Genomic DNA, 26,910 nt, shown 5'->3' with positions numbered 1-26,910 from the left:
GATAAATCCCCTCGCCGCAGGTTTTTTTACCAAAGGATCATGTTTCAGATTCAGTTCTTATCGAGATCGATATTCTTCGTCTCTCGCAGACAGATCATCCCCACCACCAGGCTGACCCCGGTAATCAGCACCGGGTACCACAGCCCATAGAAAATATCCCCGGTGTACACCACCAGCGCGAACGACACCGTTGGCAGGAAACCGCCGAACCAGCCGTTGCCGATGTGATACGGCAGGGACATCGAGGTGTAGCGGATGCGCGTCGGGAACAGTTCGACCATCAGCGCAGCCAGCGGGCCGTAGCACATGGCCGAGATGATGATCAGCGCGACGATCAGCGCCACGATCATCGGTTTGTTGATCTGTTGCAGGTCGGCCTGTTGCGGGTAGCCGGCGAGGGTCACCGCGCCGCGCAGGGCCGATTCGTCGTAGCCGTCGATCTTCACGTCGCCGATGCTCACCTGCACGCCACTGCCGGCCGGAGCGGCGACGCTGGAGTAGGGCAGGCCCTGCTTGACCAGGAAGGTCTTGACCTTGTCGCACGGGCTGTCGAATTTGGCCTTGCCCACCGGGTCGAACTGGAAGGTGCAGGTGGCCGGATCGGCCAGCACGGTGATCGGCGCCTGACGGCTGGCCTGATCGATAGCCGGGTTGGCGTAATGCGCCAGGGATTTGAAGATCGGGAAGTACAGCGCGGTCGCCAATAGCAGGCCGAGCATCAGCACTGGTTTGCGTCCAACCTTGTCCGACAGCCAGCCGAAAATGATGAAGAACGGCGCACCGATCACCACACTGATGATCAGCAGGCTGTTGGCCACCGCCGGGTCCATTTTCAGGAACTGGGTGAGGAAGAACAGCACGTAAAATTGCGCAGCGTAGAAGGTCACCGCTTGCCCGGCGTTGATGCTGAACAGCGCGATCAGCACGACCTTGAGGTTCTCCCATTTGCCGAAGGATTCGCGGATCGGCGCTTTCGAGGCTTTGCCTTCCTCTTTCATTTTCAGATACGCCGGCGACTCGTGCAGGCTCAGGCGGATCCAGGTGGAAATGCCCAGCAGCACGATCGACAGCAGGAACGGGATGCGCCAACCCCAGACTTCAAACTGATCGCCAGTGAAGTAGCGGCAACCGAGCACCACCAGCAGCGACAGCAGCAGGCCGAGGGTTGCAGTGGATTGAATCCAGCTGGTGTGGAAGCCGCGTTTGCCGATCGGCGCGTGTTCCGCCACATAGGTCGCGGCGCCGCCGTATTCACCGCCCAGGGCCAGACCCTGAAGCATGCGCAGCACCACCAGAATGATCGGCGCGGCAATGCCGATGCTGGCGTAGGTCGGCAGCAGACCGACGCAGAACGTGGCGATGCCCATCAGGATGATGGTCGCGAGGAAGGTGTATTTGCGCCCGATCATGTCCCCCAACCGACCGAACACCAGCGCCCCGAACGGCCGCACGATAAACCCGGCGGCAAAGGCCATCAGCGCGAAGATGAACGCCGTGGTGTCGTTGACCCCGGCGAAAAACTGCTTGCTGATCACCGCCGCGAGGGCGCCGTAGAGGAAGAAGTCATACCACTCGAACACCGTCCCCAGGGACGAGGCGAAGATGACTTTCTGCGTGGCATTGCTGGTGCTGGCGCCGCTCGCGGCGTCCAGCGGCTGAGCGTGTTCTGACATATCGGTATCCCTCACAGTGATTGTTTTTGTTGTTCCACTGGTGTTGCGTGTCCGGGTGAGTCTTGAATTGACGCAGTTCTTGTAGGAGTGAGCCTGCTCGCGATGGCGGTGTATCAGCCAACGGAAATGTTGAACGTTATTCCGTCATCGCGAGCAGGCTCGCTCCTACAAGGGTGGAGTTCGGAGCGGTTGGGTTGAGGATCAACTGCGCCGCCTTCTCGGCAATCATCAGCGTAGGCGAACAGGTGTTGCCCGAGGTGATGCGCGGCATGATCGAGGCGTCGGCGATGCGCAGGCCGGGCACGCCATGCACGCGCAATTGCGCATCGACCACCGCTTCCGCGTCATTGCCCATGCGACAGGTGCCGACCGGATGGAAAATCGTCGTGCCGATTCGCGCCGCCGCTTCGTGCAGTTGTTCTTCGCTTTGCAGGCTGTCGCCGGGCAGATATTCCACCGGTTTGAACGCTTGCAGGGCCGGGGCGCTGACGATACGGCGGGTCAGGCGGATCGCGTCGGCGGCCACGCGCAGGTCTTCAGGATGGCTGAGGTAATTCGGTTGAATCAGCGGTGCTTCCTGCGGATCCACCGAACGGATGTCGATACGGCCACGGCTCTGCGGACGCAGATCACACACCGACGCGGTGAACGCCGGAAAGCTGTGCAGCGGCTCGCCAAAGCGCTCCAGCGACAGCGGCTGCACGTGGTATTCAAGGTTGGCGGAAGTCTGCTCCGGCCCGGATCGGGCAAACGCCCCGAGCTGACTCGGCGCCATCGACAGCGGCCCGCTGCGGTCATACAGATAACGCAGGCCCATGCCCATCTTGCCCCAGACGCTGCCGGCGATCTGATTCAGGGTCCGAGCGTTCTGCAGTTTGTAGATCAGGCGCAGTTGCAGGTGATCCTGCAGATTGCCGCCGACCCCCGGCAGCTCATGAATCACCCCGATGCCGAGGCGCTCGAGCAGCGGACGCGGGCCGATCCCGGAGCGCTGCAGAATGCTCGGCGAACCCACGGCGCCAGCGCAGAGGACGATTTCCTTGCGCGCCTTGAAGTTTTTCACCTGACCTTCGTGACGCGCGCTGACCTTCGATGCGCGACCGTTTTCCAGCAGCACCCGATCCACTTCAACCCCGGTCAGCACCGTCAGATTGACCCGCTCGCGAATCGGTTTGAGAAAGGCCTTGGCCGCGTTCCAGCGCACCCCGGCCTTCTGGTTGACCTGAAAGTAGCCGCAACCCTCGTTGTCGCCCTGATTGAAGTCGTCGATGCTGGCGATGCCGCTCTGCTCGGCTGCGCTGCGAAACGCGTCGAGAATCGGCCATGACAGCCGCTGTTGCTCGACCCGCCATTCACCCTTGGCACCGTGAAATTCAGCGGCGCCGGCAAAGTGGTTTTCGCTCTGTTTGAACAGCGGCAGCACGTCGTTCCAGGCCCAGCCCGGATTGCCCTCGGCGGCCCAGCCGTCGTAGTCACCAGCCTGGCCGCGCATGTAGATCATGCCGTTGATCGAGGAGCAGCCACCGAGCACTTTGCCGCGTGGGTAGCTCAGGCTGCGACCTTGCAGGCCGGGTTGCGCTTCGGTCTTGAAGCACCAGTCGGTGCGCGGGTTGCCGATGCAGAACAGGTAACCCACGGGGATGTGAATCCATGCGTAGTTGTCGCGTCCGCCGGCTTCGAGCAGCAGCACGCGCTGCTGTTTGTCTGCCGACAGTCGATTGGCCAGCAGGCACCCGGCGGGGCCGGCGCCGACCACGATGTAGTCGTATTCTTCAAGGGAAGTCTGCATTCCCTGACCTCGCTTTTTGTTTTTATTGTCGGACACTCTAGTTGTTAGCTTTCGTTAAAAGAATGTTAGTTTTTGCGCAGCTGCTGTGCGTTTTCAAACAGCCTGGATTGACGATAGCTGACAAGGACAACCCATGTTCGACTGGAATGACCTGCGGTTCTTTCTTGAGTTGCAACGCAGCGGCCGCCTGCTCACCGCTGCCCGGCGCTTGAACACTACTCACGCCACCGTGGCCCGACACATCGAGGCGATCGAAAAAAGCCTCGGCACCGCGCTGTTCGTCCAGCACGCCCAGGGCTATGAAATGACCCCGGCAGGCGAGGCGCTGCTCAAGCACGCCGAAGCCATGGAGAACGTCGCGCTGCTGGCCCAGGAAGAAATCACCCAGTCCACCGCACCGCTGGGCAAGATCCGTGTCGGCGTCACCGAAGGGCTGGGCATCAAGTTTCTCGCCAGCCGGATGATCGGCCTGTTCGAACGTTATCCGGGACTGGAAGTGGAACTGGTCGCCGTGCCGCGCTTCGTCAGCATCCTCAACCGCGAGGCGGAAATCAGCATTCATCTGGAACGTCCGGCGGCCGACATGCTGGTCACGCGCAAACTCACCGACTATCGGTTGGCGCTCTACGCCAGCCAACGCTACCTCGACAACGCACCGCCGTTGCGCAGCCGCGAAGACCTTGCGCGGCATGCGTGGATCGGTTATGTCGATGACCTGCTGTTCAGTCAGGAACTGATGTTCCTCAACAGCTTCTGCCGCAGCCCGCGCGTGGTGTTCCATAGCACCAGCGTCATCGCCCAGCAGGAAGCGGCGCGCTCGGGATTGGGCATTGCGGTGTTGCCTTGCTACATGGCCGCGTCGGATCCGGATCTGGTGGCGTTGTTGCCGGATGACAGCATCGAGCGCAGTTACTGGATCAGCACCCGGCGCGAGCTGCACAAGTCGGTGCGGCTGCGGGTGGTCTGGGACTATGTCGTCGGCCTCTGTGAGGCGGAGCAAGGCCTGTTACGCGGCTGATCCTGCCCACACAAATCCCTTGTAGGAGTGAGCCTGCTCGCGATAGCGGTGTATCAGGCGACTTCTGCTTCACAGACATACCGCTATCGCGAGCAGGCTCACTCCTACAAGGGATCGCATCTGGGGTTGAATAATATATGGATATCCGTATATTCGGTTTTCCATATGTTCGAGCCCGCCCCCCATGCTCACCCCCACCGAACTGTTCAAAAGCCTGGCCGATGAAACGCGTGTCCGCGCCACCTTGCTGATTGCCGAGCAGGGTGAGCTGTGTGTCTGCGAGCTGATGTGTGCCCTCGACGACAGCCAGCCGAAAATCAGCCGCCACCTCGCGCAACTGCGCAGCAATGGGTTGTTGCTCGATCGCCGTCAGGGTCAGTGGGTCTATTACCGGCTCAACCCGGATCTGCCGGATTGGGTTCACCAGATCCTCAAGGTCACGGCCACGGCCAACGCCGATTGGCTCAAGGACAATGCCTGTCGCCTGCACAACATGGACGGCCGTCCTGCCCGCGAAACCGCGTGCTGCTGAATTTCAAATATCCCCGGAGCTATCCATGCGTGTCCTGTTCATGTGCACGGCCAACAGTTGCCGCAGCATCCTTTCCGAAGCCATGTTCAATCATCTGGCGCGCGAGGGTTTCGAGGCGGTGAGCGCCGGCAGTTTCCCCAAGGGCCAAGTGTTGCCGCGCAGCCTGACGACGCTGCAACAGGCCGGTATCGCTATCGACGGTTTGTACAGCAAAGGCAACGACGCCTTTGAAGGCAACCCGCCGGACATCGTCATCACCGTCTGCGACAAGGCAGCGGGCGAAACCTGCCCGGTGTACTTCGGCCCGGCGATCAAATGCCATTGGGGGCTGGAAGATCCCTCTGATGTGAGCGGTGACGAGGCCGCAGTGGATGCCGCGTTCCGTGCCACGCTGGCGATCATCGAGCGCCGCTGCGCAACCTTCCTCGGTCTTCCTTTCAAATCACTCAGCCGCGTTGAGCTTCAGCGCGAACTGGATCGCATCGGCTCCCTCTGAGCCGGAGGACATATGTCAGAGCACCTGCCCAATCTTGATCACAGCCTGTTCGAAGGCCGGATCACATCACCTTCGCACGAACACAAACCACGCATCCTGCTGCTCTACGGTTCGACCCGCGAACGCTCCTTCAGCCGTCTGCTGGTGGAGGAGGCCGCACGCTTGCTGGAGCACTTCGGTGCCGAGACGTGCATCTTCAATCCGTCCGGTCTGCCGTTGCCTGACGACGCCCCGGTCGACCATCCCAAAGTCCAGGAACTGCGCGAGCTGGTGCTGTGGTCGGAAGGTCAGGTCTGGTGTTCGCCGGAACGCCACGGCGCGATGTCGGCGGTGTTCAAGGCGCAGATCGACTGGATTCCGCTGGAGCTCGGCGCGGTGCGTCCGACCCAGGGCAAAACTCTTGCGGTGATGCAGGTCTGCGGCGGTTCGCAGTCGTTCAACGTGGTCAATCAACTGCGCGTGCTGGGGCGCTGGATGCGCATGTTCACCATCCCCAATCAGTCTTCGGTGCCCAAGGCGTTCACGGAATTCGACGAGGCGGGGCGGATGAAACCGTCAGCGTTTTATGACCGCGTGGTTGATGTGATGGAAGAGCTGGTGAAGTTCACCGTGCTGCTGCGCGAGCGCCAGGATTTTCTGGTGGATCGCTATTCCGAACGCAAGGAAAGTGCCGAGCAGTTGATGGCGCGGGTCAATCAGCGCTCTATCTGAAATGCACAAACCTTCTAGCCTCAACCCGCCAATTGTGGATTACTGGCCCCAGCCCACCACTGTACGCACGCCATGAGCAACTGGATCGACCTTGCCCGCGACCGGGAAACCGGCATCGAAACCCTGCACGCGCATTTCGCCGGGCACGCGCACGCCTACGATCCGCACTGGCACGAAACCTACCTGATCGGCTTCACCGAGCAAGGCGTGCAGCGCTTCAACAGCCGTCGGGCGCGGCACGACAGTACCCCGGGCAAAGTCTTCATGCTCGAACCCGGCGACATCCATGATGGCGATGCGCCGAGCCCGGACGGCTTTACCTATCGCATGCTCTACCTGCAACCTTCGTGGCTGGAGCAGGCGCTGGACGGTTTGCATCTGGGCAGTTACGGCAGCGGCTTGCCGGGGATCGGCAGTGTGCTCAACGATGATCCCGAACTGGCCCGCGCCACCTTGTTTGCCTTCAATGCGCTGCATAAGCAGGACGTGCGCATGGTGCGCGATGTGGCGCTGGATGCGTTGCTGGAGCGACTGGCGATTCATCTGTACCGGCGACCGCAACCCACCGCCGTATCCCGCGCGCCATTGATCGCCCGGCAGGCGCGCGATTATCTGGTGGCCTACCACGAGCAGGACATCAGCCTGCAAACCCTGGCCGACGTCTGCGGCACCGACCGTTTCCGCCTGACCCGCGCGTTCAAGGCGGCCTACGGTCTGGCGCCGCACGCGTGGCTGATCCAGCTGCGCCTCAGCCGTGGCCGGCAGATGCTCGCCGCCGGCATGCAGCCAGTGGAAGTCGCCAGCCGCCTCGGCTTCGCCGACCAGAGTCATCTGGGCCGCTGGTTCGTGCGTGCCTACGGCATCACGCCGGGCGCCTATCAGCAACGCGCCATCGGCACGTTTCGACGCTGAACAAACGTTCAAGACCACCACGCTGCTCAGCCATCACAGTAGGCCCTGACTTTCTACAGGGCCGTGCCATGCTTGCGTTCATCCTCTTTGCCTTCGTTGCCTCGGTCACCCCGGGGCCGACCAACCTGATCGTCCTCAGCACCAGCGCCCGACGCGGCTGGCGGCCGTGCCTGCCGATCATTCTCGGCGCGGGGGCGGGCGCTGCGTCACTGGTGTGGGTGGCCGGTGCGGGTGCCAGCACCTTGATGCTGCCCGGCGTGCGCCCGGTGATCAGTGCGCTGGGGATGGGCTGGATGCTGTGGCTGGCGTGGCAGATTTTCACCGCGCCGGCCACCGCCATCGATCCCGCTGCCGGCGAGGAAAAAGCCGAACTGGGCCTGCTCGGCGCCGCGCTGTTGCAATGGGTCAACCCCAAGTCGTGGATGATGGCGATTGCCGTGATCAGCGTATTTACCGCGCAAGGGCAGGGCTTGAACGCGTTGTGCCTGGCGTTCTTTCTGGTGTCGTTGCCGTGTCTGGCGCTGTGGGCGTTGCTCGGTCGCGGTGCTGCGCGCTGGTTGAGCAATCCGGCGCAGTTGCAGTGGCTGAACCGGATTCTGGCGGTGTTGCTGGTGGTGTCATCCGCTGCTGCGTTGCTGCACAACTGAGGCGAGGCGTTGAGTGAGATAACAGAGGTTTTTTTCACAAAATTTGCAGGTGAAGTGAGGATAATGAGCGGGCAATCTGCAAGGGGTCTTGAGGCTGCAAGGGCAGGGTGGTGCAATCGGTTCGCCCTGCCATTGCGACGAGACCGTCGCTCACGACAATCACGAGGCACGTTATGACTCGCGACACCGCCGTCACCCGTTATGGAAAACTCTCAATCACCCTGCACTGGCTGATGCTGGCGCTGTTCGTCGGCGTCTATGCCTGTGTCGAAATCAAGGGCTACATGCCCAAGGGCAGCGAAGCACGCGGCCTGCTGATGGGCTTCCACGGCCTGTTCGGCGCGAGCATCTTCATCCTCGTCTGGGTGCGTCTGCTCGGCCGCTTGAGCCCACGCCCGCCGATCACTCCGAAGCCGCCAGCCTGGCAGACCGGCATCTCGCACCTGATGCACCTGGCGCTGTACGTGCTGATGATCGCCACGCCGATCCTCGCCTGGCTGATGCTCGCCGCGGCCGACAAACCCTTCCCGTACTTCGGCTTCCACGTCCCGGCACCAGTCGCCATCGACCCGGACTTCGCCAAACAGCTCAAGTACTGGCATGAAACGCTGGGCAGCGCCGGCTACTGGCTGATCGGCTTGCACGCGGCGGCGGGGCTGTTTCACCACTACTGGGTGCGGGATAACACGCTGGTGCGGATGTTGCCGGGCCGCACCGAATAACCCTGACCTCCTTCAACCCTCGATCCCTGTGGGAGCGAGCTTGCTCGCGAAAGCGGTATGTCAGCCACTGATGATGGCGTCTGACACGGCCCCTTCGCGAGCAAGCTCGCTCCCACAGGTTTTTGTGGCGTCTCGAAGAGCGGGGCAGTTGCCGCAATCGTACTTCGCGTCCACTCTATGGCATGCCGACAAGGAGCGTCGCCGACCCTCCGTCGTGACCCAAGGGAGCTTGCAGCATGAGCGAAGACAACAAGGTAAAAGGCCCGGCGTCGTACTTCCCCTCCATCGAAAAAAAGTACGGCCAGCCCATCGATCACTGGCTGAACCTGCTCGCCGGCATCCCCGACAAGAAACACATGGAACTGGTGGCGTGGCTCAAGGATGAACACGGCATGGGCCACGGCCATGCCAACGCCTTGGTTGCGCATCATCTGACGGTTAAAAAGTGAGGGCAGGGCAGCGATGAATTTCTCCCACCGGCCAGTGACGGCCGACGACGTCAAAACCATCTGCAGCTTTCCGCAAGGCGAACAAGAGCTGTTCTTCATGTTCCCGAAAGCGAGCTTCCCGCTGACGGAAGAACAAATGCACACCGCGATCAGCCAGCGCTTCGACTCCACGGCTTTTCTGGCCAACGGCGAATTCGTCGGTTTCGCCAACTTCTACCGTGCCGAGCACGACGGCGTCTGCTGTATCGGCAACGTCATCGTCGCGCCATACGCCCGGGGCCAGGGTGTCGCTCGCTACATTGTCGAAACCATGACCGCGGTCGGCTTTGAAAAGTATCAGGCCAGGGAAGTGCAGCTCTCCTGTTTCAACGAAAACACCGCAGGGTTGCTGCTCTACCCGAAACTCGGCTTTACCCCGTTCTCCATCGAAGAGCGCGCGGCGCCGGGTGGCAGACGCGCAGCCCTGATCAACATGACCCGCCACCGACAATAGCCATCCCCCAACCCCTGTGGGAGCCGGGCTTGCCCGCGATGGCGTCCGCCCGGCCAGACGTGCTCCCGAGCCTTGCGCAGAACCTGTGGGAGCTAACACTCCAGGCGACGCATCAATTGTTGAGGGCTGTGCTAATCCGGGCCTAGTAAATGAATCAACAACAAAGCGAACAAGAATGGACACACTGAAAGAAGACTCGCGAGCAGTAAAGGTGGCAGCGGCTTGGCAGTCGCTGACCAAGCAGATGCTCAATGCAAAAGCGGTGCACCGGATCGAGCATCTGGTTTCCAGGCATCACCCTGTCAACGTACCGTCGAGTGCAGGAGTTTATGCATTCTGGTGGATGGGCTGCCGTAAGCTTCTCATGAGCGCTAATCGGCATATTATTCTGAAGGGGCCGGGAGGCTCTGATGTCGATGTGCGTTACCACGACTGGTGGCCGGCAGACGCACCGTACCCGTGTTTGTATGTCGGTAAGGCGACCGATTTAAAGCGTCGGCTGAGGGAACACCGTTTGCCTGGTACACCTGGTCGCGCGCACCCACCGTTAACCCAGAACAATAAGGCCAAGCCTCGAACAACCTCATGCCAGTTGCGGTTTGGCATCGAACACGTTTTTCCTCGGGAAGCTGATCCCCTGACATTGATAAACAACAACATCGGGTTTTCCTGGTGCGATGACTTTTCGGATAACGCGGTCGCTGAGCGTTTCTTTGCCGAAGACAAACTGGTTGGGCACCTTCGGCCCTGGTTCAACATCGATTCAGAGCGGTGATGTGCGATGAGGGGCTCTTGCCACTTGTTGAGACTTTTCAAAGGGTTTGATGATGTCAGAAGCAATCTCACGCTTGATCTACCGACGCCCGAAGCCAGCAGACCTGCCTACCGTTTTCGCCATTTTCGGCGACCCACAAACCAACCTGTTCAACCCCGCCGGCCCCATGACCGACATCACACAAGCCGAAGCACTGCTGAATCGCTGGCTGCAACACTGGGAAGCCCACGGCTACGGATGGTGGGCAATCAGCAGCGCACAAGCCCCTGAGCAGATCCTCGGATTCGCCGGCATCGCCGCTCATGACTACCTGAGGAAAACGGTCACCAATCTCGGCTATCGTTTCGCCGTGGAAGCATGGGGCCACGGCTATGCAACAGAGGCCGCACAAACCGCGCTAACCCACGCCTTCGACCATCTCGGGTTGCCTGAAGTGTTCGGCTTGGTCAGGCCGGATCATGTGGCCTCGATCCGCGTTCTTGAGAAAATCGGCATGCGCCGTATCGATGAGTTAGACGACGTACCGGGCAAAGCACCAAGTCTGATATTCCGCATCCAGCGGGACGACATTTGAACAAGGCACGTCATTCGAAACGCGTCCCCTGTAGGAGTGAGCCTGCTCGCGATGGCGCCCGCACAAGCGACACCGCACTCTATCCATAAAAGCCATCAACCAACCACCCAATCACTCAAACCTCCTCACCTCTAAGCTGACGACTCATCAGATCACAACTCGCCGACCACGACGTCAACCACTCCGGCATCTCGGGCGACTGTTCAGGCAACCCCAACTCTCTGACAAACTCACCCGGCGCAATCGTGCCTTTCGCCGAACGAAACAGCCCACGCATGACCACCACGCCGATCACCCGTCCCTTGCTCACGAAGCGATGCTCCATGAAGCTCCATTTGTCGTCCCAGCCAAGCATCCGGCTGTGAATTTCAAACGCTTCAAACAGCTTCAGTTCACGCCGAAATTTGCCCCAAGTATCGCCAACAATCGGCAACGCTTTAGCGCGCAACGCCACCCGAAACGCGCCACTGCGCAACACAAAATCCATGCGCCCGACGTCAGCCATAGTGAAGTAGCGACCATTGGTGACATGCCGATTCAAGTCGAGATCCAGCGGCCACACGCGCATGCGGATAACGGTGGATTCCAGCGCATTGACCGGCTTGCGCCACGGTCGGCGAAAAAGCATGCAGAGCAGTCGAAACCACAGATTCATCAGTACGTCAGCCAGTTGAAAAGAGCGCTGCACTCTAGCGAGCCGAGCGATGGCGAGGTAGGTGCGTAAATGACTTTTTTGAACGGAACAGTGCATTCCGATCATTGCCGGGTTGGTGTGGGATCGGTAGCCCGTTGAACCGACGGATAAACAGGAAAGAATCATGGTGTTTACATGAAGCGTGCCGTTACCACCGAAGCCCTACAACGCCTTGCGCCATCGCCTACGAGTACGCCAGAATCCGCCGGCTTGTGCGTCTGGCGCACCCTCCGTACCTTGATTCCTGTCACTGCTCATCAGTGATCGGGTCTGCAAGCCCGCCGGAAAACCAGTCGCATAGCTACGCCAAATGGACGCTCGTTGGTGTCCACAAAATGGCAGCTTTGTGCGGGAGACCTTCGGGTCTGCCGGGTTCCTGGTTTCCCGGTCTTGCAGACCCGCGCACAGCTGCCACCCATCATCTGCAAGTGATGCTGGTAGCTCCTAATGAACAATCAGGAGTTTCACCATGATCAAACCAACACCCAACCCGCCAGAAACCGACCTCGCATCCCCCTACGAATCCCTCGATTCGAAAAAACTCCACGAAGCCGCCGAACGCGCCCTCGACCATTACCTGTCCCCGGCCACCCAAATCATGGCCAGCCCGCACAAGCCCGAACCCATGTACCTCGCCAACCCGAAGTGCGACACCGAATCCCTGCTCGCGAACGCCAGCGAAACCCTCGGCTCCGCCAGCGAAATGCTCAACAACTTCGCCGCCACACTCGACATTTCCCACCGCAAAACCGCACTGGGCATCGCCCAGGTCGTCATGCTCGGCGAACTCGCCGTAAACCAGGCCCTCGACAACGTCGAAATCGCCCACTAGCCATGCCCGTGCGACGAGCCAAACCCTCGTCGCACCCAGCAATTTCAACCGAGCTGGCACAGAGCCACGCCTTGCGCCCCCAAGCCTCGGCTGTCACCCTTCGGCCCGTTCTTCAAGGATCAGAACAAGGAATCAAGGATTGAGTGGCTACGTTCCCAACCCCCCGAAAAACTACCGCTACGAAGAAGCCAAACCCGTCGACATTCATGCCCAGCGTTGGGCTGAGTACGAGAAACACGGGAAAGAACCTGCGCGCGAGCCTGAGAAAATCGGCATTGCGTTGAGGATTGGGGTTTTCTTTGATGGTACTGGTAACAACGCAAACAACTCCGCTGCGGGGTTGCTCTGCGGTGCTCATCATCCCATTGCGCCGCAGGATATCGATGCCAGTTGCAAGCCGTACATGAGTGATCCGGATAGCAGCTACGGTAACGACGTCAGTAATGTTAAAAAATTGAGTGACCTGTACTTCGCACCTCAACAGGCCGAAGGAGACAGTTCTCAAAAGCAAGCGTTTCGTATGGTCTATGTCGAAGGGATCGGAACTCGATCAGGAGAAGAGGACAGCACGTTTGGTGCGGGGACTGGTCGAGGAGAAACTGGCGTTGCTGGTCGGGTTCAGCTTTCGTTTACCGATATCAAGCTGCGTATCAAGGACGTCTTGGATAGCCATCCCAATAGCGAAATTACCTCTCTGACGTTTGACACCTTTGGTTTTAGCCGTGGCGCCGCTGCCGCTCGACACTTTGCCAACGAAATCGTACGCGGAAAACAAGGTCCTCTAGGGGACGTTCTACGCAGTAATGCCCGTGCTTTCAGCCGAACCTTTGTCGAGCAATACAACGGTAGTATCAGGATGGGCTTCATCGGTCTTTTCGACACTGTGCCGTCAGTTGCAGGTTGGTCAAATCTGGGCAATGTGAAAAGTCCCATCGCCACGGGTATTAAGCTGTACCTCGATCGACGTTTTTTCACAGATGTCATTCAACTCTCTGCGCGCGACGAGTGCCGAGCGAACTTCGCCTTGAGTCGGGTCAAAGCTGATCATTTGGAGATCACGCTGCCAGGCGCCCATTCTGATATCGGCGGCGGCTACCGCGATGAGGTTGAGGAGTGCGTACTTGTCAGTCCCATGCAAACGCTTGAGGTCTCGCAATTTACCGACGTCTCTACCACTTCGATCTACCTTGATGCGATGGCTATAAAAGATCAGTGGCTAGCTAAAGGTTGGCCTACGGAAATGTTGGAAGTCGTTACCCCTGATCCCCTTCTTCTGCCAATCGATAGGCAGGATCGACTTAGTCCTCGCAAGAAGCGCGTTTATGCGGCCTTGCAACTCAAGCGTCCAGTGAGCGGCATGCTGTCCAGGGTATATCTGCGAGTGATGCTCCAGCTTGCAAAAGAGAAGGGTGTTAAGTTCAACGACATTCCTGATACCCCAGAATTGGCAGTTCCCACTGAGCTTCGTGCGCTGTGTGATCGATTTCTGGCAGGTGATTACAACATCACCCCGCAAGAGGAAAAACAACTGAAGCTCAAGTACATTCATATGTCTGCAAATTGGAATCATCCTCTCGGGCGAAGAGATGGCAGTGGTATCCGTGCCGTTTACATCAATGCCCCTACGACCGATTCGATTCGCGTGCAACATCCACACGTACCTGACTGGGCACTCTGGTAATGAAAATACTTTTAGCCTTGCTATGCGCGCTGGTAATTACCGGCTGCCAGTCTGCTGATCCACTCTCAGCCAAAAATGATCCGAAGTCCGAATGGTGGGAGCTGGCGTTTATTGAGCCGGACTACATGAAGGTCTGGGTTGAAAACAGTTCTGTTCAAGACATTAACGGCAGGATTTTCTACAAAACCGGCGGCGGCACCGCTGCTGGGGGAGAACCTGAAGATGGTACAGAGTCAGCCCGGGGATGGACAGGTGGGGTTGGCGGTAGCGGGAGGAGGGTGGTGGGAGCAGACCTGCCCGTTCGCATCTGGGTCCGTTGGCAATCAATCGTCGAACAGAAAACCTGGCAAGCATGGGTAGATATTCCAGAGGAGGCACGAAAGTTGATGGTGACGTCCGTCAATCAGCGCTGCCCGCAGACTCCCGATCAGGAGGCAAGATTTATGGCGTCGGTCTATCTAGGTCTAGCTCCCGGTGGCGTCGTGCAGGTTTGGGTAAGAGACTCATGTCATCACCCGGTCAAAGTAGCGCGAGCACAGGCCGAAATTGAGCCACTGGGGCCGAGCCAAGGCAAGAACGAAGGGCGTTACGCCTATCCGGTGAGTGAAAAGGCCAAGCGGTATATCGATAAATATGGCATTCCATACGGGAGTTGGTAGTCGTGGCAATTGAATAGTTGGGTGCTTTGGCAATGAGAATGCTCGTAACCTTGTTGGGCGGCTTGATCGTCACTGGTTGTCATGTCACAAGCACCAACTCTGGTGAAAACGATCCCAAGTATCCTTGGTGGGAGCTGGCATTTATCAAACCCAACTTCATGAACGTCTGGGTTGAAGACAGCTCCGTGGAGGACATCAACGGTAAAGTCGTTCTACGTGCCGGGGGAGGGAACGCCAGTGGTGCAGAACCGACTGATGGCAAGGAGTCTGCGCGCGGTTGGATTGGTGTCGGAGGTACAGGCAAACCGGTTATCGGTGCAGGGTTACCCAAGCGCATCTTCGTCCGCTGGCAATCGATACCGGAACAAAAAACCTACAGGGTTTGGGTAGATATTCCTGAGGAGGCCAGACAGGTGATGGTGACGTCTACCCACCAGCGTTGCCCGGAGACTCCTGAGAAAACGGCACGCTTCATGGCCTCGGTCTATTTGGGACTCGCACCGGGTGGAGTGGTGCAGGTGTGGGTGAGAGACCTTTGTCGGCGCCCAGTTAAAGTCGCTCGCGCTCAGGCTGAGTTGGAGCCGCTGGAGCCTGAGTTGGGCAAGAACGGCGGTCAATATGCTTATCCTGTGAGCGAAAAGGCTAAGCGGTATATCGATAAGTACGGCATTCCGTTTGGGAGTTGGTAACCGTCATCTGATGAAACTACTTACAACGATGCTTTGTGTTCAGTTGATCAGCGGGTGCCAGTCAAACGATCCGCTTTCAGCAAAGAACGACCCTAAATCTCCATGGTGCGAACTCGGTTTACCGAACCTAACGACATGAAGGTCTGGGTTGGAGACAGCGCCGTGGGAGATGTAAAGGGCAAGACGGTTCTACGTACTGGCGGTGGAACCGCGTCGGGCGGGTAAAGTCACGGAAAAAATGGATCTGATATTGAGGAATTTGTTTGGCTTACAACAATTTTTTCTCGAGATATAGGGAGGTGTAAAAATGGTGCCAGATCACTATTGATGTACTAGTCTCGTTCCTCACAATTCTAACGTGCCTAATGAGTAGCGGGGATTGCATTCTTAAACAGTTCCTCAAGCTTTTTGTTGCATCAAGGTTTTCTAGTGTAGTCACTCCGCTTGACATCGTGCCTTGAGCGACTAGCATTCTTATAATTGCCATTCTCAGTAACCTCGCTGTTATTATAAGGATGCTGTATGCCCTCATTGTCGCTCACTGATTTGGTTGATGTTTTTTCAAAGGCCGGTACTCCTCGGGTCACTAAGGTTCGCGAAATCAAGAACCGGGAAGCTTATTCTCCTGCGACGGATTACTATCGTCGTTTTCGCGAGGGGGTGGTTGAGATTCATTCTTTGGGTAGGTCTAAAGATTCGCTTGGTGAAATTCTGCAAACCTTACCAGCCAATAAGGTAGAAAATTATTCTGAGATGGTTGAAGGATATAGGAAGTGGTGGGGAAGAAAAGAAATAACTTGGTTTAATCCGCCAAGAGGAAGCTATTCTTATCATAATTTCACTATCTCTGTTAATCCTGAGTTGGGCGTTGAATTTGATGGGCGTCGACACGTAATAAAGCTTTATACAAAAGCTGATACATTGGCTAAGAATAGAGTTGATCTCGTACATTCCATTCTGGAATTGTCATTGTCGGCACTTTCTCTTGAGAGGGATAGGTTGTGCGTACTTGATGTTCGCAACTCGAAGTTATTTGTGTCTAATGGGATAATGGCTAATGCCCAGGCAATTATAGATGCTGAATTAGCTTATATTGAAGCTCTTTGGCCAAGTCTCTGATCTTATCGATCGCGCTTTAGATATATTAGATAGTCAGATGAGGAATAGGCGGGCAAACAATATTTCAATAATGGTGATCTGCCCCCTATTTCACTGTAATCGAAAAAACCTAGATATTCAAAGAATAAACAGTCGTTTCTTCGGGGTATAGTGATCTAGAAATTTTTTCAATTTGACCTGCAGAAATATATTTTGATAAGTCCTCAGTAATTATAGTCTTACTTCCAAGTGGATATCTGGTGAATAGGTCATACATTTTCCGGGTATTAGCAAGGGATGAGTCGCTTTTCGCCAAATGCGATAATAATTTCTGAATGAAAAGCCCTAGGGCGCTATCTGCCGGCCTAGCTTCTCCTTCGTCATGATATTCATATACTCTTTCGAAAGTCATGTTCATTGGCTCATTATCAACATCGTAGCAAAAAATTGTGCGAGTTCCCGCCAAACAAAAACTATTAAGCGAAAGTACTGCATCGACCATGCACAGTGATGGACCTAAATCAAAGTGATGCTTTGCAAGCGCATCGAGAACAGACTCATATGCAGGCTTGTATTTATTTTCGATATCACTAGAAAGGGCCAATACGCCGTAGAAAATTGGTATTTTATCAATTGGATCACTTGAGCTTGTACCATTTAAAAGCTTTGCCGTATGAACAGCATCTTTTATATGTTGCAAACGCAAGCTTAGTTTGCATTCAAAAGCAGCCACAACAGACTCGATCGGATACACCTTGGTTTTAAAAATAGCTTTAGGAAAATTTTTGTCCACTATCAATATATCAATTTGAGGAGATATCAATGGGCCTGTCCCAGCGATCACACCTTTAAGAACGACTTCATATTGTGGTAGCAGATCTTGCAATAGTTCTACCCAAAATTCCTCAGTTGCGTCACCCGCTGTACCATGATCTAATCCAGTATAAATGTTTTTAATTAAAAAACACTCTGCGCCTAGCCTGCGCTCTCGCTCTAAAGTTGAATAATAAATTACTCTATCATCGGGTTGCCATTTTTCTCGCGTGCGAGTTTTCAGTGAATCCAAACCCCGATGATAGGCGACTTCCCCTATAACCTCACGAAAGCAGCGAAGCCAAATACTTTCACGGATCCAATCCGAACTAGGCTGACGCATCATCACCTACCATGAATAACTTAGATTTTTTAATTTGCTTTTTTTGATTGGTCATTTTATTGCCGTTTTGGTTTGTTTGTCTTTTGCACTTGACGATAGATTTATAAGGTATTTGCCTCATTATTTTGAAGCTTGCGCATGCGAGTTCGGATGAAGTCTAGCAACGGTTTTTCAGGTTTGATTTTGACGCTCTGTCCGTTGGAGCAATGGATTGTTATTCGAATAGTGGCGATATCGAGCTCGGTTAGACAATCATTTCCCATTGTCGCAACCCAATTGGTTTCAGATTCAAGCGGAAAACCAAAATGCGCTTGGTCACCATCATTGAGTACGCGCAGCAAGCTTTCGCAGTACTCGGTTGGAGCGCCTATTTTTAAGACGCCATATTTTTTTTTAATAAGTCCATGCTGAATAGAGATATTTGAAATTTTGAACTGTCTATCTCCGGTGTTGGTTACCATTATGGACGCGAGGTGCACGGGTGCCGCGCCGCCACCGACTATAACCCGCACCCCGCAAATGACCGATAGTTGCACGCGTTGTGACGTATGTGCCAGGTACAATGCCACCATCGCTGCCGACACAGATCCGAACGCAGAAGCCCAATCGGCTACCGAGCCCCAGTTAATCCCCGTTACATCCATTATCAAACCTCTCATGCTGTCATAAAGCTATCCAACTGGGTCAATTTTGACCCGCCGCATGACCGGCGAATTGAATAGCACCCAATATTTTAGACTCTTCTGACCGACAGCTTTTGGCCGAAAGCAGCCTTATCCGTAATTCCCTGTAACTCCAAGTACTGCCAGATCAACGGAATCTATTAGCGGTATCAATCAGCAACGATCTCAAACGCACCACTCCCCAAAACCTCCCCATTAACCAAAACCCTAACCCCATGCCGCCCCACAAAATGCCTCCGCGTCGTAAAATCCTTAATAACCTGCCGCCTCCCCACAACCACCTCCCCAAACCCCGCCAACCCCACCGTCTTCAACTTGAACACTTTCCCCGAAACCCCGCCATTCGCCTTCACATAGTCAATCGCATAATCAATCACCAACCGCTGTTCATGCGCCACCGTCGACTTCACTGTAAACGACAACGTAATCGCCTCACCCAACCGAACCACCGCCGGCTCAACCCGCACGTCCAGCAACTCAACTTCAGCCTTGGCCCCCGCACCAATCACCGTCAGCGCACGCAGATCGCCCTGTTTGATCAAGCTGCGCAGCGCATGCTTGGCAATCCATGCCGTGTGTTTGTTCTCCAGTGGCCAGCCTTCAATCGTGTCCAGCACCCATTCCGGATGCTCTTTGGTCACGTCATTCAGATGGTTCGCCACGGACTTGCGTACGTACAAACTCTCGTCGGCTTTCAACCGGTCGAGGATGCCGGCGGCCAGTTGCGGGTTGGCTTGCACGGCTTCCAGGCGGAATGACCAGGGCAGGCGGGGGCGGGTGCCTTCGCTGGCGAGGCGGCGGACGTGGTGGTTTTGGTCTTGGGTCCAGTCGTGCATGAGTTCCAGTGAGCGTTCGAGGTCGCTGCGCAGGAAGTGGCGGATGGCGAATTCGGAGGAGCCGAAGGTGGTGAAGTATTTCAGTGCTTGCATCGAGGTATCGAAGGCGTGGCCGCCGTAGCTGGCGACGTAGTGCGGCAGGCACATGCTGACGAATCCGCTGTTGAGGCGGGGGGCGAGTTGGCGCAGGACTTCGAGGGAATCTTCGTAGTCCAGCGGCAGCACGGCGTGCAGGCTTTCGCTGACGCGGGCCATGCGTTGCATCACCGACAATTCCGCCAGCCCTTGGTTGGCGTGCTTGAGAAACGCCTTGGCCTTGAACGCGGGGTACACGGCGCTCATTTCGCTGGCGATGTGTTGCAGGCGTTCGGCGTTGAAGATTTCCTTTAACGCCGGGGCGGCGGTGTCGGTGGTGCTCATGGTCAGGTCATCGGGGTGCTGACGAACGCTTCGAGGGTTTCGGCGTACGCGGTGTATTGGGCGATGTGCGGGTAGCGGCGGGTGTCGATCTGGTCGGGGACGACGAGGTCGGTGAAACTCCACGCCACGGCGAGGCTGATGCCGGCCTGGGTGAGGGTGCCGTCGGTGGGCAGGCCGGTTTTTTCCAGTTCCTGTTCGAGGGCGGTGAACGCGGCGGCGAGTTGGCCCTCGACGCGTTCGACCCACGGTTGGTATTGGATGTCGGCCGGGCGCAGGTTGCGTTCGTAGTAGAGCTGCACGGCTTTTTCGCAGGCGGCGAGGCTGAGGCCGATCAGGCGCAGGGCGTGGGCGCGTTGTTTGAGGTCGCTCGGCAGCAGGCTTTTGCCGCTGGCGGCTTCGAGGTAGTCGAGGATGAGGGTGGAGTCCATCAGGACCACGCCGTCATCGAGGATCAGCGTGGGCGCCTTGACCACCGGGTTGATCTGCTGGAATTGCTCGAAGTGGCGGAACACCGAGACCGATTCATGTTCGAGGTCGATGCCGAGGCGTTTGGCGGAGATCGCCACGCGGCGCACGTAAGGGGAGTCCAGCATGCCGATCAGTTTCATGACGCGTTCCTTCAAGTCGAACCGGTGGGAAGGCATAACCTAGCCGAGCCTGAGGCAAATGTCAGTCGTCAAAACCGGCTTGTTCGTGAATCTCATCCACATTCAATTCCAGCCGATACGCCACCGCCACGAACAACGCCTGACACAAACACAAGGTCGCACTCAACGAACGAAACGCCAATGCGCTGCCCTCATTCACCAGCAGCAGGCTGTTGGCGTTTTTGGCCAAGGGCGAGAGGTGGCTGTCGGTGAGGATCAGGGTGCTGGCCTGTTGCTGGCGGGCGTAACGCAGGCAGTGCTGGGTTTCCTTGGCGTAGGGGGTGAAGCTGATGGCGATGACCAAATCACCGCTACGCACGCTGCGCATCTGTTCGCGATAACTGCCGCCCAGCCCGGAAACCAGGTGAATGCGCTTGTGAGTGTGTTGCAAGTTGTAAACGAGGTAGTCGGCGACGGCGAAGGAGCGACGCACGCCGACCACATAGATGTTGTCGGCGTTGACGATCAGGTCGACGGCTTTTTCGAACGCGACGTCGTCGAGTTCGCGGCCCAGGCGTTCGATGCCGGAGCGGGTGGCGTCGATGCATTCGCGGGCGAGGTCGCCGTCGCTGGCTTGTTGCGACTGGTTGGCGATCATGCTGCGGATGCGTTGCTGGTAGTTGTGCACCGGCGAGGCTTTGTGGGTGTAGGCGGCGCGGAACAGCGCCTGCATTTCGCTGAAGCCGCTGAAGCCGAAGCGTTGCGAGAAACGTACGATGGCGGACGGATGCACCTCGCATTCCCGGGCGATGTCGCTGATGCGATCGACCATGATCCGGTCGCTTTGCTGGCTCATGTAGCTGGCGATGCGTTTGAGTTGGCGCGGCAGGGTGTCGTATTCGTCGGTGATCAGTTGCAGCAGACGCTCGGCATTGATCGGGGGGCTGGCGAGGGGGCGCTCGTCGTTGGCCGGCAGATCGGGGCGGGGCATAAGTCTTCCTTTAGGCTGATCAAATCACACAAAGTGCTGGATTGTGGCTGATGTTAGGAGGGCTTTTGGGGTTCTGCTTGGCTGAAACGATGCACCGGGAGTAGAAAAATTCGCGATGAGACGCCAGCGGTTAGCCGTTTGTCTTCTATATACAGCCGTTGGACTGAATTTCTTGCTATAAACGCACTCCGATGACCGCCATGAAGCCTGTGTCAGACCCGTTTACGGCTGTTGTCGGACAAATTCCCGGTATTTACAGTTGCTGAGGCCTCAAACGGGCCTTAGACTGCCGCCCCTTCGTAAATTGAGTGCCGGGTGGCGTTTGCAATAAACGATGCCTTTTCGTCGACCGGACACGGTTCGCCGGAACGCTCCCTATTTCGCCTTAATGCACGTTTTTTTATAGAGATATCAATGACAAAGGACAAGTTGCTGGCCATGCCGGCAGATGACTACATGAATGCCGAGCAACACGCTTTCTTCACTGAGCTGTTGCAGAACATGAAAGTCGAAACCCACGAGCGCATTGAGCAAAACCGTATCGCCATCGAAAGCCTGGACACTCCGGCCGACCCGGCGGACGCGGCTTCGGTTGAAGAAGAGCGCACCTGGCTGGTGAACGCGATCGATCGCGACCAGCGCATGCTGCCGCAACTGGAACAAGCCCTTGAGCGCATCAAGGAAGACAGTTTTGGCTGGTGCGACGACAGCGGCGAGGCCATCGGCCTGAAACGCCTGCTGATCAGCCCGACCACCAAGTACTGCATCGAAGCTCAAGAGCGTCACGAGCAGATCGACAAGCACCAGCGTCAGGCCTGATTCCATGGCTGCCCCCTGAATCGGGGGCGCCTGCAAAAGATCGCAGCCTTCGTCAGCTCCTACACGAGCTGACGGGGCTGCGATCTTTGCTTTTGCTCGTCTGCGATATGTTGCGCGCCGTTCCATTGACCTGCTGCAGACTCCACGACTAACGGACCATGGATAATGGCGTTCTAGTGGCGTTTAATGCAGTCACAACAATGAGAACATGCGTGGGGTGTTGATATGACGAGAGATGGATCTCTGGTTGGGGCTTTGCCCGCACCAGTGCTGTTGCCGAAAAACCGCTGGATCGCTCCGACCCTGCAAAGCATCGCCCTGATGCTGTTGCTCGCCGGCATGACGCTGGGTGGATGGTCGCTGTACATCGGCCTGCCGCTGGCGGTGCTGATTGTCTGGCTGCCGCGCCTGCGCTCGCGGGCCACCCCTGATGCTGCGCCTGTCGATGCCGGTAGCGCGATTTCCGAACTCACCCGCGATCTTTCCTACACCACCAGTCATAACGCGCTGTCAGCCGCCGGTGTGGCGTTTTCCGTCAAGCAACTGGCGAGCAAACTCGAATCGCGACTCGACGCGGCGGCGCAGATTGTCAGCAACGCCGAAGTGATGATCGCCACTGAACACGCCACTTCGCAGCTCAGTCGTGAAGCGCTGGACGCCGCCAGCGAGGCGCATCACAGCAGCGCGGCGGGGCGCACCGAACTGGTGGATTCGATTGCGCGCATGCATCAACTCAGTCAACGCGCCAACGCTAGCCGTGAGCTGATCGAAGCCCTGAGTCTGCGCAGCGACGACATTCAACGGGTGACTTTGGTGATTCAGTCGATCGCCAGCCAGACCAATCTGCTGGCCCTGAACGCGGCGATTGAAGCGGCGCGGGCGGGCGAGCATGGTCGGGGATTTGCGGTGGTAGCGGACGAGGTGCGCGGTCTGGCAGCGCGGACTGCCTCGGCGACCGGCGAGGTCGGGGAGATGGTTGCCGACATTCAGCAGCGTACGGCGCAAGTGGTGGAGCAGATCCGCGAGCTGTCCAGTGATCTGCAGACCGGCGTCGAGCAGGTCGAGAACACCGGCCAGCATCTGGAAAACATCGCACGGCTGGCGGCCGGGGTGGAAACCCAGGTCGGTGAAATCGCCCGTGGCGCGGAAACCAATCGCGAGCAGCTCGACAGTCTGTTCAAGGCCATCGAGCAGATGCGCAGTGATCTGGCGATCAGCGATCAGCAAACCCGACGCCTGGCCGAGGCCGCTGTGCAGATGGAAGGGCAGGCGGAAACCATCAGCGAGCGTCTGGCCGAAGTCGGTCTGGATGACTATCACCAGCGCGTCTATGACCTGGCGCGTGAGGGCGCGAGTCAGATTGCGGCGCGGTTCGAGGCGGATGTCGAGCAGGGGCGGATCAGTCTTGAGGATTTGTTCGACCGTCAATATCAACCGATTCCCGGGACGCAGCCGGCGAAGTTTCAGACCCGTTTCGACCGCTACACCGATCAGGTGCTGCCGGCGATCCAGGAGCCGTTGCTGCCGCGCCATGAGGGGTTGGTCTTCGCCATCGCCTGCACGCAGCAGGGTTATGTGCCGACGCACAACCTGGCGTTCAGTCAGCCGTTGACCGGTGACCAGCAGGTAGACGCGGTGGGTAACCGCACCAAACGCAAGTTCGCTGACCGCACCGGGATTCGCTGCGGCAGCCATCAACAGGCGGTGTTGTTGCAGACCTACACCCGCGATACCGGCGAGCTGATGCACGACTTGTCGGTGCCGATCATGGTCAAGGGCCGGCATTGGGGCGGACTGCGCCTGGGTTACAAACCGGAGAATCCGCGCTGATCGATTGTTACCGCTCGCGCAATGAATCTGTGCACGGGCGTTGCTGTTTCCTCTGCGATGAAGTCATTAGTATGGCCGTTAGTTAGGTAGCTAATGAAATCGAGAGGTCAGTATGTGCAGAGTCGATGTCGCGGTGATGATTGGCAGTGGTGTGCCCGCCGGATTGCGCGCGATGGGCCAGAGCGTCTGCTGGGTGGTGTTGCTCAATGGTGAGCGGCGTGGCACCGCGTTCGCCAGTCGCGACGAGGCGGAGGAGTGCAAGGCTGCCTGGCTCGCGCAACTGATGGCCGAGCCTGGCGACAGCCTGCACTGACATTTATTAACGTCCGTCGTGCAGGCGTACGTTCAATTCATCGACCATCACCGCTTCTTCGCCGTCGGCGCGCAGCCACTCCTTCAGCAGTTGCGCCTGTTGCGGTGTCCAGAAGTCGGCATCGATCAACTTGGTTTTGGCGTCCAGCGGATGCGCTTCGATGAAATCGTCGATTGCCCCGTTTTCCGACGGCAGGCCCAGTTGGTCGAACAGGGTTTTCAGATCATATGCAGGCAGTTCCATCGTGTACTCCTTTTGCGTGTGCCGGAATGGCGCTGTCGCTCGCTCTTTATCTGAGGCAGCCGTTGGACAAGAGTTCGATCCGTGATTCAAGCAAGCGGGCGAGGGCGCACGCTTCGTTGTGGTCTTCGCGGAAACCTCTTACACGACCGGTGGAAGATTCCTTGATATGAAAGAACGCGTTACCTGCCGGGACCACCTGAAATCGCGGGGTCTGAACGCTTTGTGCGTATTGCGCAAGTTCCGGCAAATCAGTGCCGTGCAGCACGAAAGGCGTATCCATGACTGGTTTGGAGGGCTGGGCAAAGTGAGTCAGAGTGCACATATGAAGTCCTTTTCATGAGATAGCCGACGGTTACAGGTCGGTTCGGGTAGTCGGAAGCAGCATCGCTGCTCTAGAATCGCCAGTGTCTGCTGGCGACAGGTGCCTATCTAAAGCAATTTTTTACCGGCGATATGTCGGAAAAGGGCTTTTTTTCGTCAGTTTTTTCCCTAAAGTTTGTAGTCCGTCTTCGTTGCGCTTCAATGAAGATTTTTCCTTCAAGGCCTGGCGAACGTCGAGGCAAGTTTCTCGCCTGACTTTCCAGTAGTCTTGCGAACTTGTGATGTATGGGCGCTCCGCTTGTTTCAGGTGTACTGAAGTCATTCGGTAACAGCATCGGCCTGGCCGTTTTTTTTGCCGTGCGCGTTTTGGCGCCGGGTACTTTTTCAGATGTGGGGATGTTTCTTTGGCAGTCAGTAACCTCGATATGCATGCTTTGTTCGTGTTGGGTGATTTGCGTGCAAAGCTGGTCAAGCTGTTCCAGTCGCGTTTTGTTTACATCACCGAACAGAACGCCGAAGGCATTTACGTGGCCGAGATCGACACCGAAAGTGCGTTGGTGGTCGATGACAAACCGGGGCTCAAGCTCAAGGTCGGCGATCATTTCAGTGCGGCCGTGCTGCCTAGCCGTGAAGGCGGCAAGATGGACATCCGCTTTCGCGAAATCAAACTCACGGTGTACGGCCTCGGCGATTACGCCTTTGTCGATACAGCGGATGGTCACGCGATCCTGTTCAAGGAAGGTCACAGCGTGGTGACGGTGTTCGCCGCGAACCAGCAACTGCAGGAAGGCCTGACCAAGACCCTGAAAGCCGTTACCGGTAAAGCGGCGAAGTGGCGCAAGGGCGAACTGATCACGTTCAAGGCCAGCGAGTGATCGGTGGTGTGAGTCGCGCCGACTTCCATTCGCAAAACCTTGACCGTGCGCGTGAGGAGGCATTGCGCCTGTTCAACGCCAAAGCCGAATTGCAGGGCGCGTGGCTGAACTGGGTGGCAGCGCAGATCTACACCTTGCGGCCTGCGGAATACGCCAGCATGGTCAGACGCGAGCTGCAAAGCTTGCAGGAAAAGTCTGAAACATAACCTCGCCGGGATTGGCCCCCGGAAAAAGCAGGAACCTCGGCTACAGTCAGTTGACTGAGTATTCAGAGGCTTGCGGTCTTCTGCCAGGCCATCCTGCTATTGCTGTGAACAGCACGAGGTGCAAAGCATGAAAGGAATTCGACGGCTATTGGCCGCCAGCGTGGTTTCGTTCGGTGTACTGACGGCCGCGCAGCCGGCAGCGGCGGCACAGGCACCGATTCATTTTGCCGACCTGAACTGGGAAAGCGGCAGCCTGATCACCGATGTCCTGCGGATCATCGTCGAGAAGGGCTATGGCCTGCCGACCGATACGTTGCCCGGCACCACCATCACCCTGGAAACCGCGCTGGCCAACAATGACATTCAGGTCATTGGCGAAGAGTGGGCCGGGCGCAGTCCGGTGTGGGTCAAGGCTGAAGCGGAGGGCAAGGTCGTCAGTCTCGGCGATACGGTCAAGGGCGCCACTGAAGGCTGGTGGGTGCCGGAATACGTGATCAAGGGCGACCCGGCCAAGGGCATCAAACCGCTGGCGCCGGACTTGCGCAGTGTCAGTGATCTGAAGAAATACAAGGACGTGTTCAAGGACCCGGAAAACCCGAGCAAGGGTCGGTTCCTCAACAGCCCGATCGGCTGGACCTCGGAAGTGGTGAACAAACAGAAGCTGACCGCTTACGGCCTGCAGGACGATTACACCAATTTCCGCAGTGGATCGGGCGCGGCGCTGGATGCCGAGATCAGCTCTTCGATCCGTCGGGGCAAACCGGTGCTGTTCTATTACTGGTCGCCGACGCCATTGCTGGGCAAATTCAAACTGGTGCAGCTGGAAGAGCCACCGTTCGATGCCGAGGCGTGGAAGACCCTGACTGATGCCGATAACCCCAATCCGAAACCGACCCGTTCGCTGGCATCGAAGCTGTCGATTGGGGTGTCTACGCCGTTCCAGAAGCAGTATCCGCAGATCGCGGATTTCTTCAGCAAGGTGGATTTCCCGATTGAGCCGCTGAACAAGGCGTTGGCCGAGATGAGCGAGAAACACACCGCACCACGTCAGGCGGCTGAGGCGTTCATGAAGGCGCATCCGGAGGTGTGGCAGGCGTGGGTGCCGAAGGATGTGGCGGATAAGGTGGCGGCTGATCTGAAATAGATAGTTGAGACTGCTGGCCTCTTCGCGAGCAAGCCCGCTCCC

The 26,910-nt window shown here is 57.4% G+C and carries 32 protein-coding genes and 1 pseudogene; 23 read left to right on the top strand and 10 right to left on the bottom strand.

The annotated features are described in order from the left end of the window. Nucleotides 1-50: 50 nt before the first annotated feature. A complete protein-coding gene (locus ACOYXG_RS15885; protein ID WP_097090285.1) occupies nt 51-1,673 on the bottom strand; it encodes an MFS transporter in 1,623 nt (540 codons plus the stop codon). Between the two features lie 136 nt (nt 1,674-1,809). Further along, a complete protein-coding gene (locus ACOYXG_RS15880; RefSeq protein WP_460352717.1) occupies nt 1,810-3,462 on the bottom strand; it encodes a GMC family oxidoreductase in 1,653 nt (550 codons plus the stop codon). A gap of 133 nt (nt 3,463-3,595) precedes the next feature. Between ACOYXG_RS15880 and ACOYXG_RS15875 the strand changes: the two genes are divergently transcribed. The 11 genes from ACOYXG_RS15875 (at nt 3,596) to ACOYXG_RS15825 (ending at nt 10,791) form a co-directional block, all read left to right on the top strand. Further along, nucleotides 3,596-4,480 (top strand): LysR family transcriptional regulator, encoded by an 885-nt coding sequence (locus ACOYXG_RS15875; RefSeq protein ID WP_045122518.1) that lies wholly within the window; start codon nt 3,596-3,598, stop codon nt 4,478-4,480. Nucleotides 4,481-4,664: 184 nt separating this feature from the next. Further along, nucleotides 4,665-5,012, top strand: coding sequence for a metalloregulator ArsR/SmtB family transcription factor (locus tag ACOYXG_RS15870; RefSeq protein ID WP_095136524.1), 348 nt, complete (start codon nt 4,665-4,667; stop codon nt 5,010-5,012). Between the two features lie 25 nt (nt 5,013-5,037). Further along, on the top strand, nt 5,038-5,508 hold the full coding sequence (locus ACOYXG_RS15865) for an arsenate reductase ArsC (protein WP_103368888.1): 471 nt from the start codon (nt 5,038-5,040) through the stop codon (nt 5,506-5,508). A 12-nt stretch (nt 5,509-5,520) separates the two neighbouring features. Then, nucleotides 5,521-6,219: an arsenical resistance protein ArsH gene (gene arsH, locus ACOYXG_RS15860; protein ID WP_460352714.1), complete on the top strand. Its 699-nt coding sequence runs from the start codon at nt 5,521-5,523 to the stop codon at nt 6,217-6,219. A gap of 72 nt (nt 6,220-6,291) precedes the next feature. Further along, nucleotides 6,292-7,131, top strand: a complete 840-nt coding sequence (locus ACOYXG_RS15855; RefSeq protein ID WP_460352712.1) for an AraC family transcriptional regulator — start codon at nt 6,292-6,294, stop codon at nt 7,129-7,131. Nucleotides 7,132-7,199: 68 nt separating this feature from the next. After that, nucleotides 7,200-7,778 carry a LysE family translocator gene (locus ACOYXG_RS15850; RefSeq protein WP_460352710.1) on the top strand — a complete coding sequence of 193 codons (579 nt, stop codon included), beginning with the start codon at nt 7,200-7,202 and terminating at the stop codon, nt 7,776-7,778. Between the two features lie 173 nt (nt 7,779-7,951). Then, nucleotides 7,952-8,500 (top strand): cytochrome b, encoded by a 549-nt coding sequence (locus ACOYXG_RS15845; protein ID WP_346833928.1) that lies wholly within the window; start codon nt 7,952-7,954, stop codon nt 8,498-8,500. 236 nt (nt 8,501-8,736) lie between these two features. After that, nucleotides 8,737-8,949: a DUF4287 domain-containing protein gene (locus tag ACOYXG_RS15840; protein ID WP_460352707.1), complete on the top strand. Its 213-nt coding sequence runs from the start codon at nt 8,737-8,739 to the stop codon at nt 8,947-8,949. Between the two features lie 13 nt (nt 8,950-8,962). Beyond that, on the top strand, nt 8,963-9,442 hold the full coding sequence (locus ACOYXG_RS15835) for a GNAT family N-acetyltransferase (protein ID WP_336837036.1): 480 nt from the start codon (nt 8,963-8,965) through the stop codon (nt 9,440-9,442). Nucleotides 9,443-9,617: 175 nt separating this feature from the next. Next, the gene (locus tag ACOYXG_RS15830) at nt 9,618-10,217 is read left to right on the top strand and encodes a GIY-YIG nuclease family protein (protein ID WP_098964404.1); all 600 of its coding nucleotides are present in this window, start codon (nt 9,618-9,620) and stop codon (nt 10,215-10,217) included. 52 nt (nt 10,218-10,269) lie between these two features. Continuing rightward, nucleotides 10,270-10,791: a GNAT family N-acetyltransferase gene (locus tag ACOYXG_RS15825; protein ID WP_097090294.1), complete on the top strand. Its 522-nt coding sequence runs from the start codon at nt 10,270-10,272 to the stop codon at nt 10,789-10,791. 115 nt (nt 10,792-10,906) lie between these two features. On the opposite strand, the gene ACOYXG_RS15820 is transcribed toward ACOYXG_RS15825, so the two are convergent. Continuing rightward, the gene (locus tag ACOYXG_RS15820) at nt 10,907-11,446 is read right to left on the bottom strand and encodes a thioesterase family protein (protein WP_095136509.1); all 540 of its coding nucleotides are present in this window, start codon (nt 11,444-11,446) and stop codon (nt 10,907-10,909) included. A 508-nt stretch (nt 11,447-11,954) separates the two neighbouring features. Here ACOYXG_RS15820 and ACOYXG_RS15815 point away from each other — a divergent pair. From ACOYXG_RS15815 to ACOYXG_RS15790, 6 genes and pseudogenes are all read left to right on the top strand, one after another. After that, complete coding sequence (locus tag ACOYXG_RS15815) at nt 11,955-12,317, top strand: DUF6124 family protein (protein ID WP_103368881.1); 363 nt, start codon at nt 11,955-11,957, stop codon at nt 12,315-12,317. Between the two features lie 139 nt (nt 12,318-12,456). Then, nucleotides 12,457-13,998, top strand: a complete 1,542-nt coding sequence (locus ACOYXG_RS15810; protein WP_285373783.1) for a DUF2235 domain-containing protein — start codon at nt 12,457-12,459, stop codon at nt 13,996-13,998. Next, nucleotides 13,998-14,657, top strand: coding sequence for a DUF2931 family protein (locus ACOYXG_RS15805; protein ID WP_285373784.1), 660 nt, complete (start codon nt 13,998-14,000; stop codon nt 14,655-14,657). The genes ACOYXG_RS15810 and ACOYXG_RS15805 overlap by 1 nt, the downstream gene beginning before the upstream one ends. Nucleotides 14,658-14,689: 32 nt before the next feature. Next, on the top strand, nt 14,690-15,346 hold the full coding sequence (locus ACOYXG_RS15800) for a DUF2931 family protein (protein WP_285373785.1): 657 nt from the start codon (nt 14,690-14,692) through the stop codon (nt 15,344-15,346). Between the two features lie 10 nt (nt 15,347-15,356). Then, nucleotides 15,357-15,568 (top strand): annotated as a pseudogene (locus tag ACOYXG_RS15795) (DUF2931 family protein); the annotation flags it as partial. Nucleotides 15,569-15,868: 300 nt separating this feature from the next. Then, nucleotides 15,869-16,465: a hypothetical protein gene (locus tag ACOYXG_RS15790; protein ID WP_285373786.1), complete on the top strand. Its 597-nt coding sequence runs from the start codon at nt 15,869-15,871 to the stop codon at nt 16,463-16,465. 109 nt (nt 16,466-16,574) lie between these two features. Here ACOYXG_RS15790 and ACOYXG_RS15785 read toward each other — a convergent pair whose 3' ends face one another. From ACOYXG_RS15785 to ACOYXG_RS15765, 5 genes are all read right to left on the bottom strand, one after another. Next, entirely contained in the window at nt 16,575-17,603 is a 1,029-nt protein-coding gene (locus tag ACOYXG_RS15785) for a DUF6602 domain-containing protein (protein WP_460352702.1), read from the bottom strand. A gap of 98 nt (nt 17,604-17,701) precedes the next feature. Next, nucleotides 17,702-18,244, bottom strand: a complete 543-nt coding sequence (locus tag ACOYXG_RS15780; protein WP_223008783.1) for a hypothetical protein — start codon at nt 18,242-18,244, stop codon at nt 17,702-17,704. A 188-nt stretch (nt 18,245-18,432) separates the two neighbouring features. Then, on the bottom strand, nt 18,433-19,539 hold the full coding sequence (locus ACOYXG_RS15775; protein ID WP_460352700.1) for a DNA alkylation repair protein: 1,107 nt from the start codon (nt 19,537-19,539) through the stop codon (nt 18,433-18,435). 2 nt (nt 19,540-19,541) lie between these two features. Continuing rightward, nucleotides 19,542-20,147, bottom strand: coding sequence for a glutathione S-transferase (locus tag ACOYXG_RS15770; protein WP_115989508.1), 606 nt, complete (start codon nt 20,145-20,147; stop codon nt 19,542-19,544). A 61-nt stretch (nt 20,148-20,208) separates the two neighbouring features. Continuing rightward, a complete protein-coding gene (locus tag ACOYXG_RS15765; protein WP_115989509.1) occupies nt 20,209-21,117 on the bottom strand; it encodes a MurR/RpiR family transcriptional regulator in 909 nt (302 codons plus the stop codon). Nucleotides 21,118-21,531: 414 nt separating this feature from the next. Between ACOYXG_RS15765 and ACOYXG_RS15760 the strand changes: the two genes are divergently transcribed. From ACOYXG_RS15760 to ACOYXG_RS15750, 3 genes are all read left to right on the top strand, one after another. Beyond that, the gene (locus tag ACOYXG_RS15760) at nt 21,532-21,936 is read left to right on the top strand and encodes a TraR/DksA family transcriptional regulator (protein ID WP_003225981.1); all 405 of its coding nucleotides are present in this window, start codon (nt 21,532-21,534) and stop codon (nt 21,934-21,936) included. Between the two features lie 225 nt (nt 21,937-22,161). Further along, nucleotides 22,162-23,766: a methyl-accepting chemotaxis protein gene (locus tag ACOYXG_RS15755; RefSeq protein ID WP_460352697.1), complete on the top strand. Its 1,605-nt coding sequence runs from the start codon at nt 22,162-22,164 to the stop codon at nt 23,764-23,766. A gap of 112 nt (nt 23,767-23,878) precedes the next feature. Beyond that, on the top strand, nt 23,879-24,079 hold the full coding sequence (locus tag ACOYXG_RS15750) for a hypothetical protein (RefSeq protein ID WP_007966907.1): 201 nt from the start codon (nt 23,879-23,881) through the stop codon (nt 24,077-24,079). A 6-nt stretch (nt 24,080-24,085) separates the two neighbouring features. Here ACOYXG_RS15750 and ACOYXG_RS15745 read toward each other — a convergent pair whose 3' ends face one another. Continuing rightward, nucleotides 24,086-24,322, bottom strand: coding sequence for a DUF2789 family protein (locus ACOYXG_RS15745; protein WP_095136495.1), 237 nt, complete (start codon nt 24,320-24,322; stop codon nt 24,086-24,088). Between the two features lie 46 nt (nt 24,323-24,368). Further along, nucleotides 24,369-24,644, bottom strand: coding sequence for a hypothetical protein (locus ACOYXG_RS15740; RefSeq protein WP_027612961.1), 276 nt, complete (start codon nt 24,642-24,644; stop codon nt 24,369-24,371). Between the two features lie 424 nt (nt 24,645-25,068). Between ACOYXG_RS15740 and ACOYXG_RS15735 the strand changes: the two genes are divergently transcribed. The 3 genes from ACOYXG_RS15735 to ACOYXG_RS15725 all read left to right on the top strand — a co-directional run bounded on the left by ACOYXG_RS15735 (nt 25,069) and on the right by ACOYXG_RS15725 (nt 26,868). Further along, on the top strand, nt 25,069-25,518 hold the full coding sequence (locus ACOYXG_RS15735; protein ID WP_179353311.1) for a hypothetical protein: 450 nt from the start codon (nt 25,069-25,071) through the stop codon (nt 25,516-25,518). A gap of 8 nt (nt 25,519-25,526) precedes the next feature. Then, complete coding sequence (locus ACOYXG_RS15730) at nt 25,527-25,724, top strand: hypothetical protein (RefSeq protein ID WP_027612962.1); 198 nt, start codon at nt 25,527-25,529, stop codon at nt 25,722-25,724. A 127-nt stretch (nt 25,725-25,851) separates the two neighbouring features. Further along, nucleotides 25,852-26,868, top strand: a complete 1,017-nt coding sequence (locus tag ACOYXG_RS15725; RefSeq protein ID WP_443535192.1) for an ABC transporter substrate-binding protein — start codon at nt 25,852-25,854, stop codon at nt 26,866-26,868. The last annotated feature ends 42 nt before the right edge of the window (nt 26,869-26,910 follow it).

The organism is Pseudomonas sp. G3-39, assembly GCF_054790485.1.
This window is presented reverse-complemented; position numbering and strand designations above follow the sequence as displayed.

Coding starts and splice junctions, on each gene's coding strand:
- ACOYXG_RS15885 (WP_097090285.1), bottom strand. CDS start 1,673: ATGTCAGAACACGCTCAGCCGCTGGACGCCGCGAGCGGCGCCAGCACC.
- ACOYXG_RS15880 (WP_460352717.1), bottom strand. CDS start 3,462: ATGCAGACTTCCCTTGAAGAATACGACTACATCGTGGTCGGCGCCGGC.
- ACOYXG_RS15875 (WP_045122518.1), top strand. CDS start 3,596: ATGTTCGACTGGAATGACCTGCGGTTCTTTCTTGAGTTGCAACGCAGC.
- ACOYXG_RS15870 (WP_095136524.1), top strand. CDS start 4,665: ATGCTCACCCCCACCGAACTGTTCAAAAGCCTGGCCGATGAAACGCGT.
- ACOYXG_RS15865 (WP_103368888.1), top strand. CDS start 5,038: ATGCGTGTCCTGTTCATGTGCACGGCCAACAGTTGCCGCAGCATCCTT.
- arsH (WP_460352714.1), top strand. CDS start 5,521: ATGTCAGAGCACCTGCCCAATCTTGATCACAGCCTGTTCGAAGGCCGG.
- ACOYXG_RS15855 (WP_460352712.1), top strand. CDS start 6,292: ATGAGCAACTGGATCGACCTTGCCCGCGACCGGGAAACCGGCATCGAA.
- ACOYXG_RS15850 (WP_460352710.1), top strand. CDS start 7,200: ATGCTTGCGTTCATCCTCTTTGCCTTCGTTGCCTCGGTCACCCCGGGG.
- ACOYXG_RS15845 (WP_346833928.1), top strand. CDS start 7,952: ATGACTCGCGACACCGCCGTCACCCGTTATGGAAAACTCTCAATCACC.
- ACOYXG_RS15840 (WP_460352707.1), top strand. CDS start 8,737: ATGAGCGAAGACAACAAGGTAAAAGGCCCGGCGTCGTACTTCCCCTCC.
- ACOYXG_RS15835 (WP_336837036.1), top strand. CDS start 8,963: ATGAATTTCTCCCACCGGCCAGTGACGGCCGACGACGTCAAAACCATC.
- ACOYXG_RS15830 (WP_098964404.1), top strand. CDS start 9,618: ATGGACACACTGAAAGAAGACTCGCGAGCAGTAAAGGTGGCAGCGGCT.
- ACOYXG_RS15825 (WP_097090294.1), top strand. CDS start 10,270: ATGTCAGAAGCAATCTCACGCTTGATCTACCGACGCCCGAAGCCAGCA.
- ACOYXG_RS15820 (WP_095136509.1), bottom strand. CDS start 11,446: ATGAATCTGTGGTTTCGACTGCTCTGCATGCTTTTTCGCCGACCGTGG.
- ACOYXG_RS15815 (WP_103368881.1), top strand. CDS start 11,955: ATGATCAAACCAACACCCAACCCGCCAGAAACCGACCTCGCATCCCCC.
- ACOYXG_RS15805 (WP_285373784.1), top strand. CDS start 13,998: ATGAAAATACTTTTAGCCTTGCTATGCGCGCTGGTAATTACCGGCTGC.
- ACOYXG_RS15800 (WP_285373785.1), top strand. CDS start 14,690: ATGAGAATGCTCGTAACCTTGTTGGGCGGCTTGATCGTCACTGGTTGT.
- ACOYXG_RS15790 (WP_285373786.1), top strand. CDS start 15,869: ATGCCCTCATTGTCGCTCACTGATTTGGTTGATGTTTTTTCAAAGGCC.
- ACOYXG_RS15785 (WP_460352702.1), bottom strand. CDS start 17,603: ATGATGCGTCAGCCTAGTTCGGATTGGATCCGTGAAAGTATTTGGCTT.
- ACOYXG_RS15780 (WP_223008783.1), bottom strand. CDS start 18,244: ATGGATGTAACGGGGATTAACTGGGGCTCGGTAGCCGATTGGGCTTCT.
- ACOYXG_RS15775 (WP_460352700.1), bottom strand. CDS start 19,539: ATGAGCACCACCGACACCGCCGCCCCGGCGTTAAAGGAAATCTTCAAC.
- ACOYXG_RS15770 (WP_115989508.1), bottom strand. CDS start 20,147: ATGAAACTGATCGGCATGCTGGACTCCCCTTACGTGCGCCGCGTGGCG.
- ACOYXG_RS15765 (WP_115989509.1), bottom strand. CDS start 21,117: ATGCCCCGCCCCGATCTGCCGGCCAACGACGAGCGCCCCCTCGCCAGC.
- ACOYXG_RS15760 (WP_003225981.1), top strand. CDS start 21,532: ATGACAAAGGACAAGTTGCTGGCCATGCCGGCAGATGACTACATGAAT.
- ACOYXG_RS15755 (WP_460352697.1), top strand. CDS start 22,162: ATGACGAGAGATGGATCTCTGGTTGGGGCTTTGCCCGCACCAGTGCTG.
- ACOYXG_RS15750 (WP_007966907.1), top strand. CDS start 23,879: ATGTGCAGAGTCGATGTCGCGGTGATGATTGGCAGTGGTGTGCCCGCC.
- ACOYXG_RS15745 (WP_095136495.1), bottom strand. CDS start 24,322: ATGGAACTGCCTGCATATGATCTGAAAACCCTGTTCGACCAACTGGGC.
- ACOYXG_RS15740 (WP_027612961.1), bottom strand. CDS start 24,644: ATGTGCACTCTGACTCACTTTGCCCAGCCCTCCAAACCAGTCATGGAT.
- ACOYXG_RS15735 (WP_179353311.1), top strand. CDS start 25,069: ATGCATGCTTTGTTCGTGTTGGGTGATTTGCGTGCAAAGCTGGTCAAG.
- ACOYXG_RS15725 (WP_443535192.1), top strand. CDS start 25,852: ATGAAAGGAATTCGACGGCTATTGGCCGCCAGCGTGGTTTCGTTCGGT.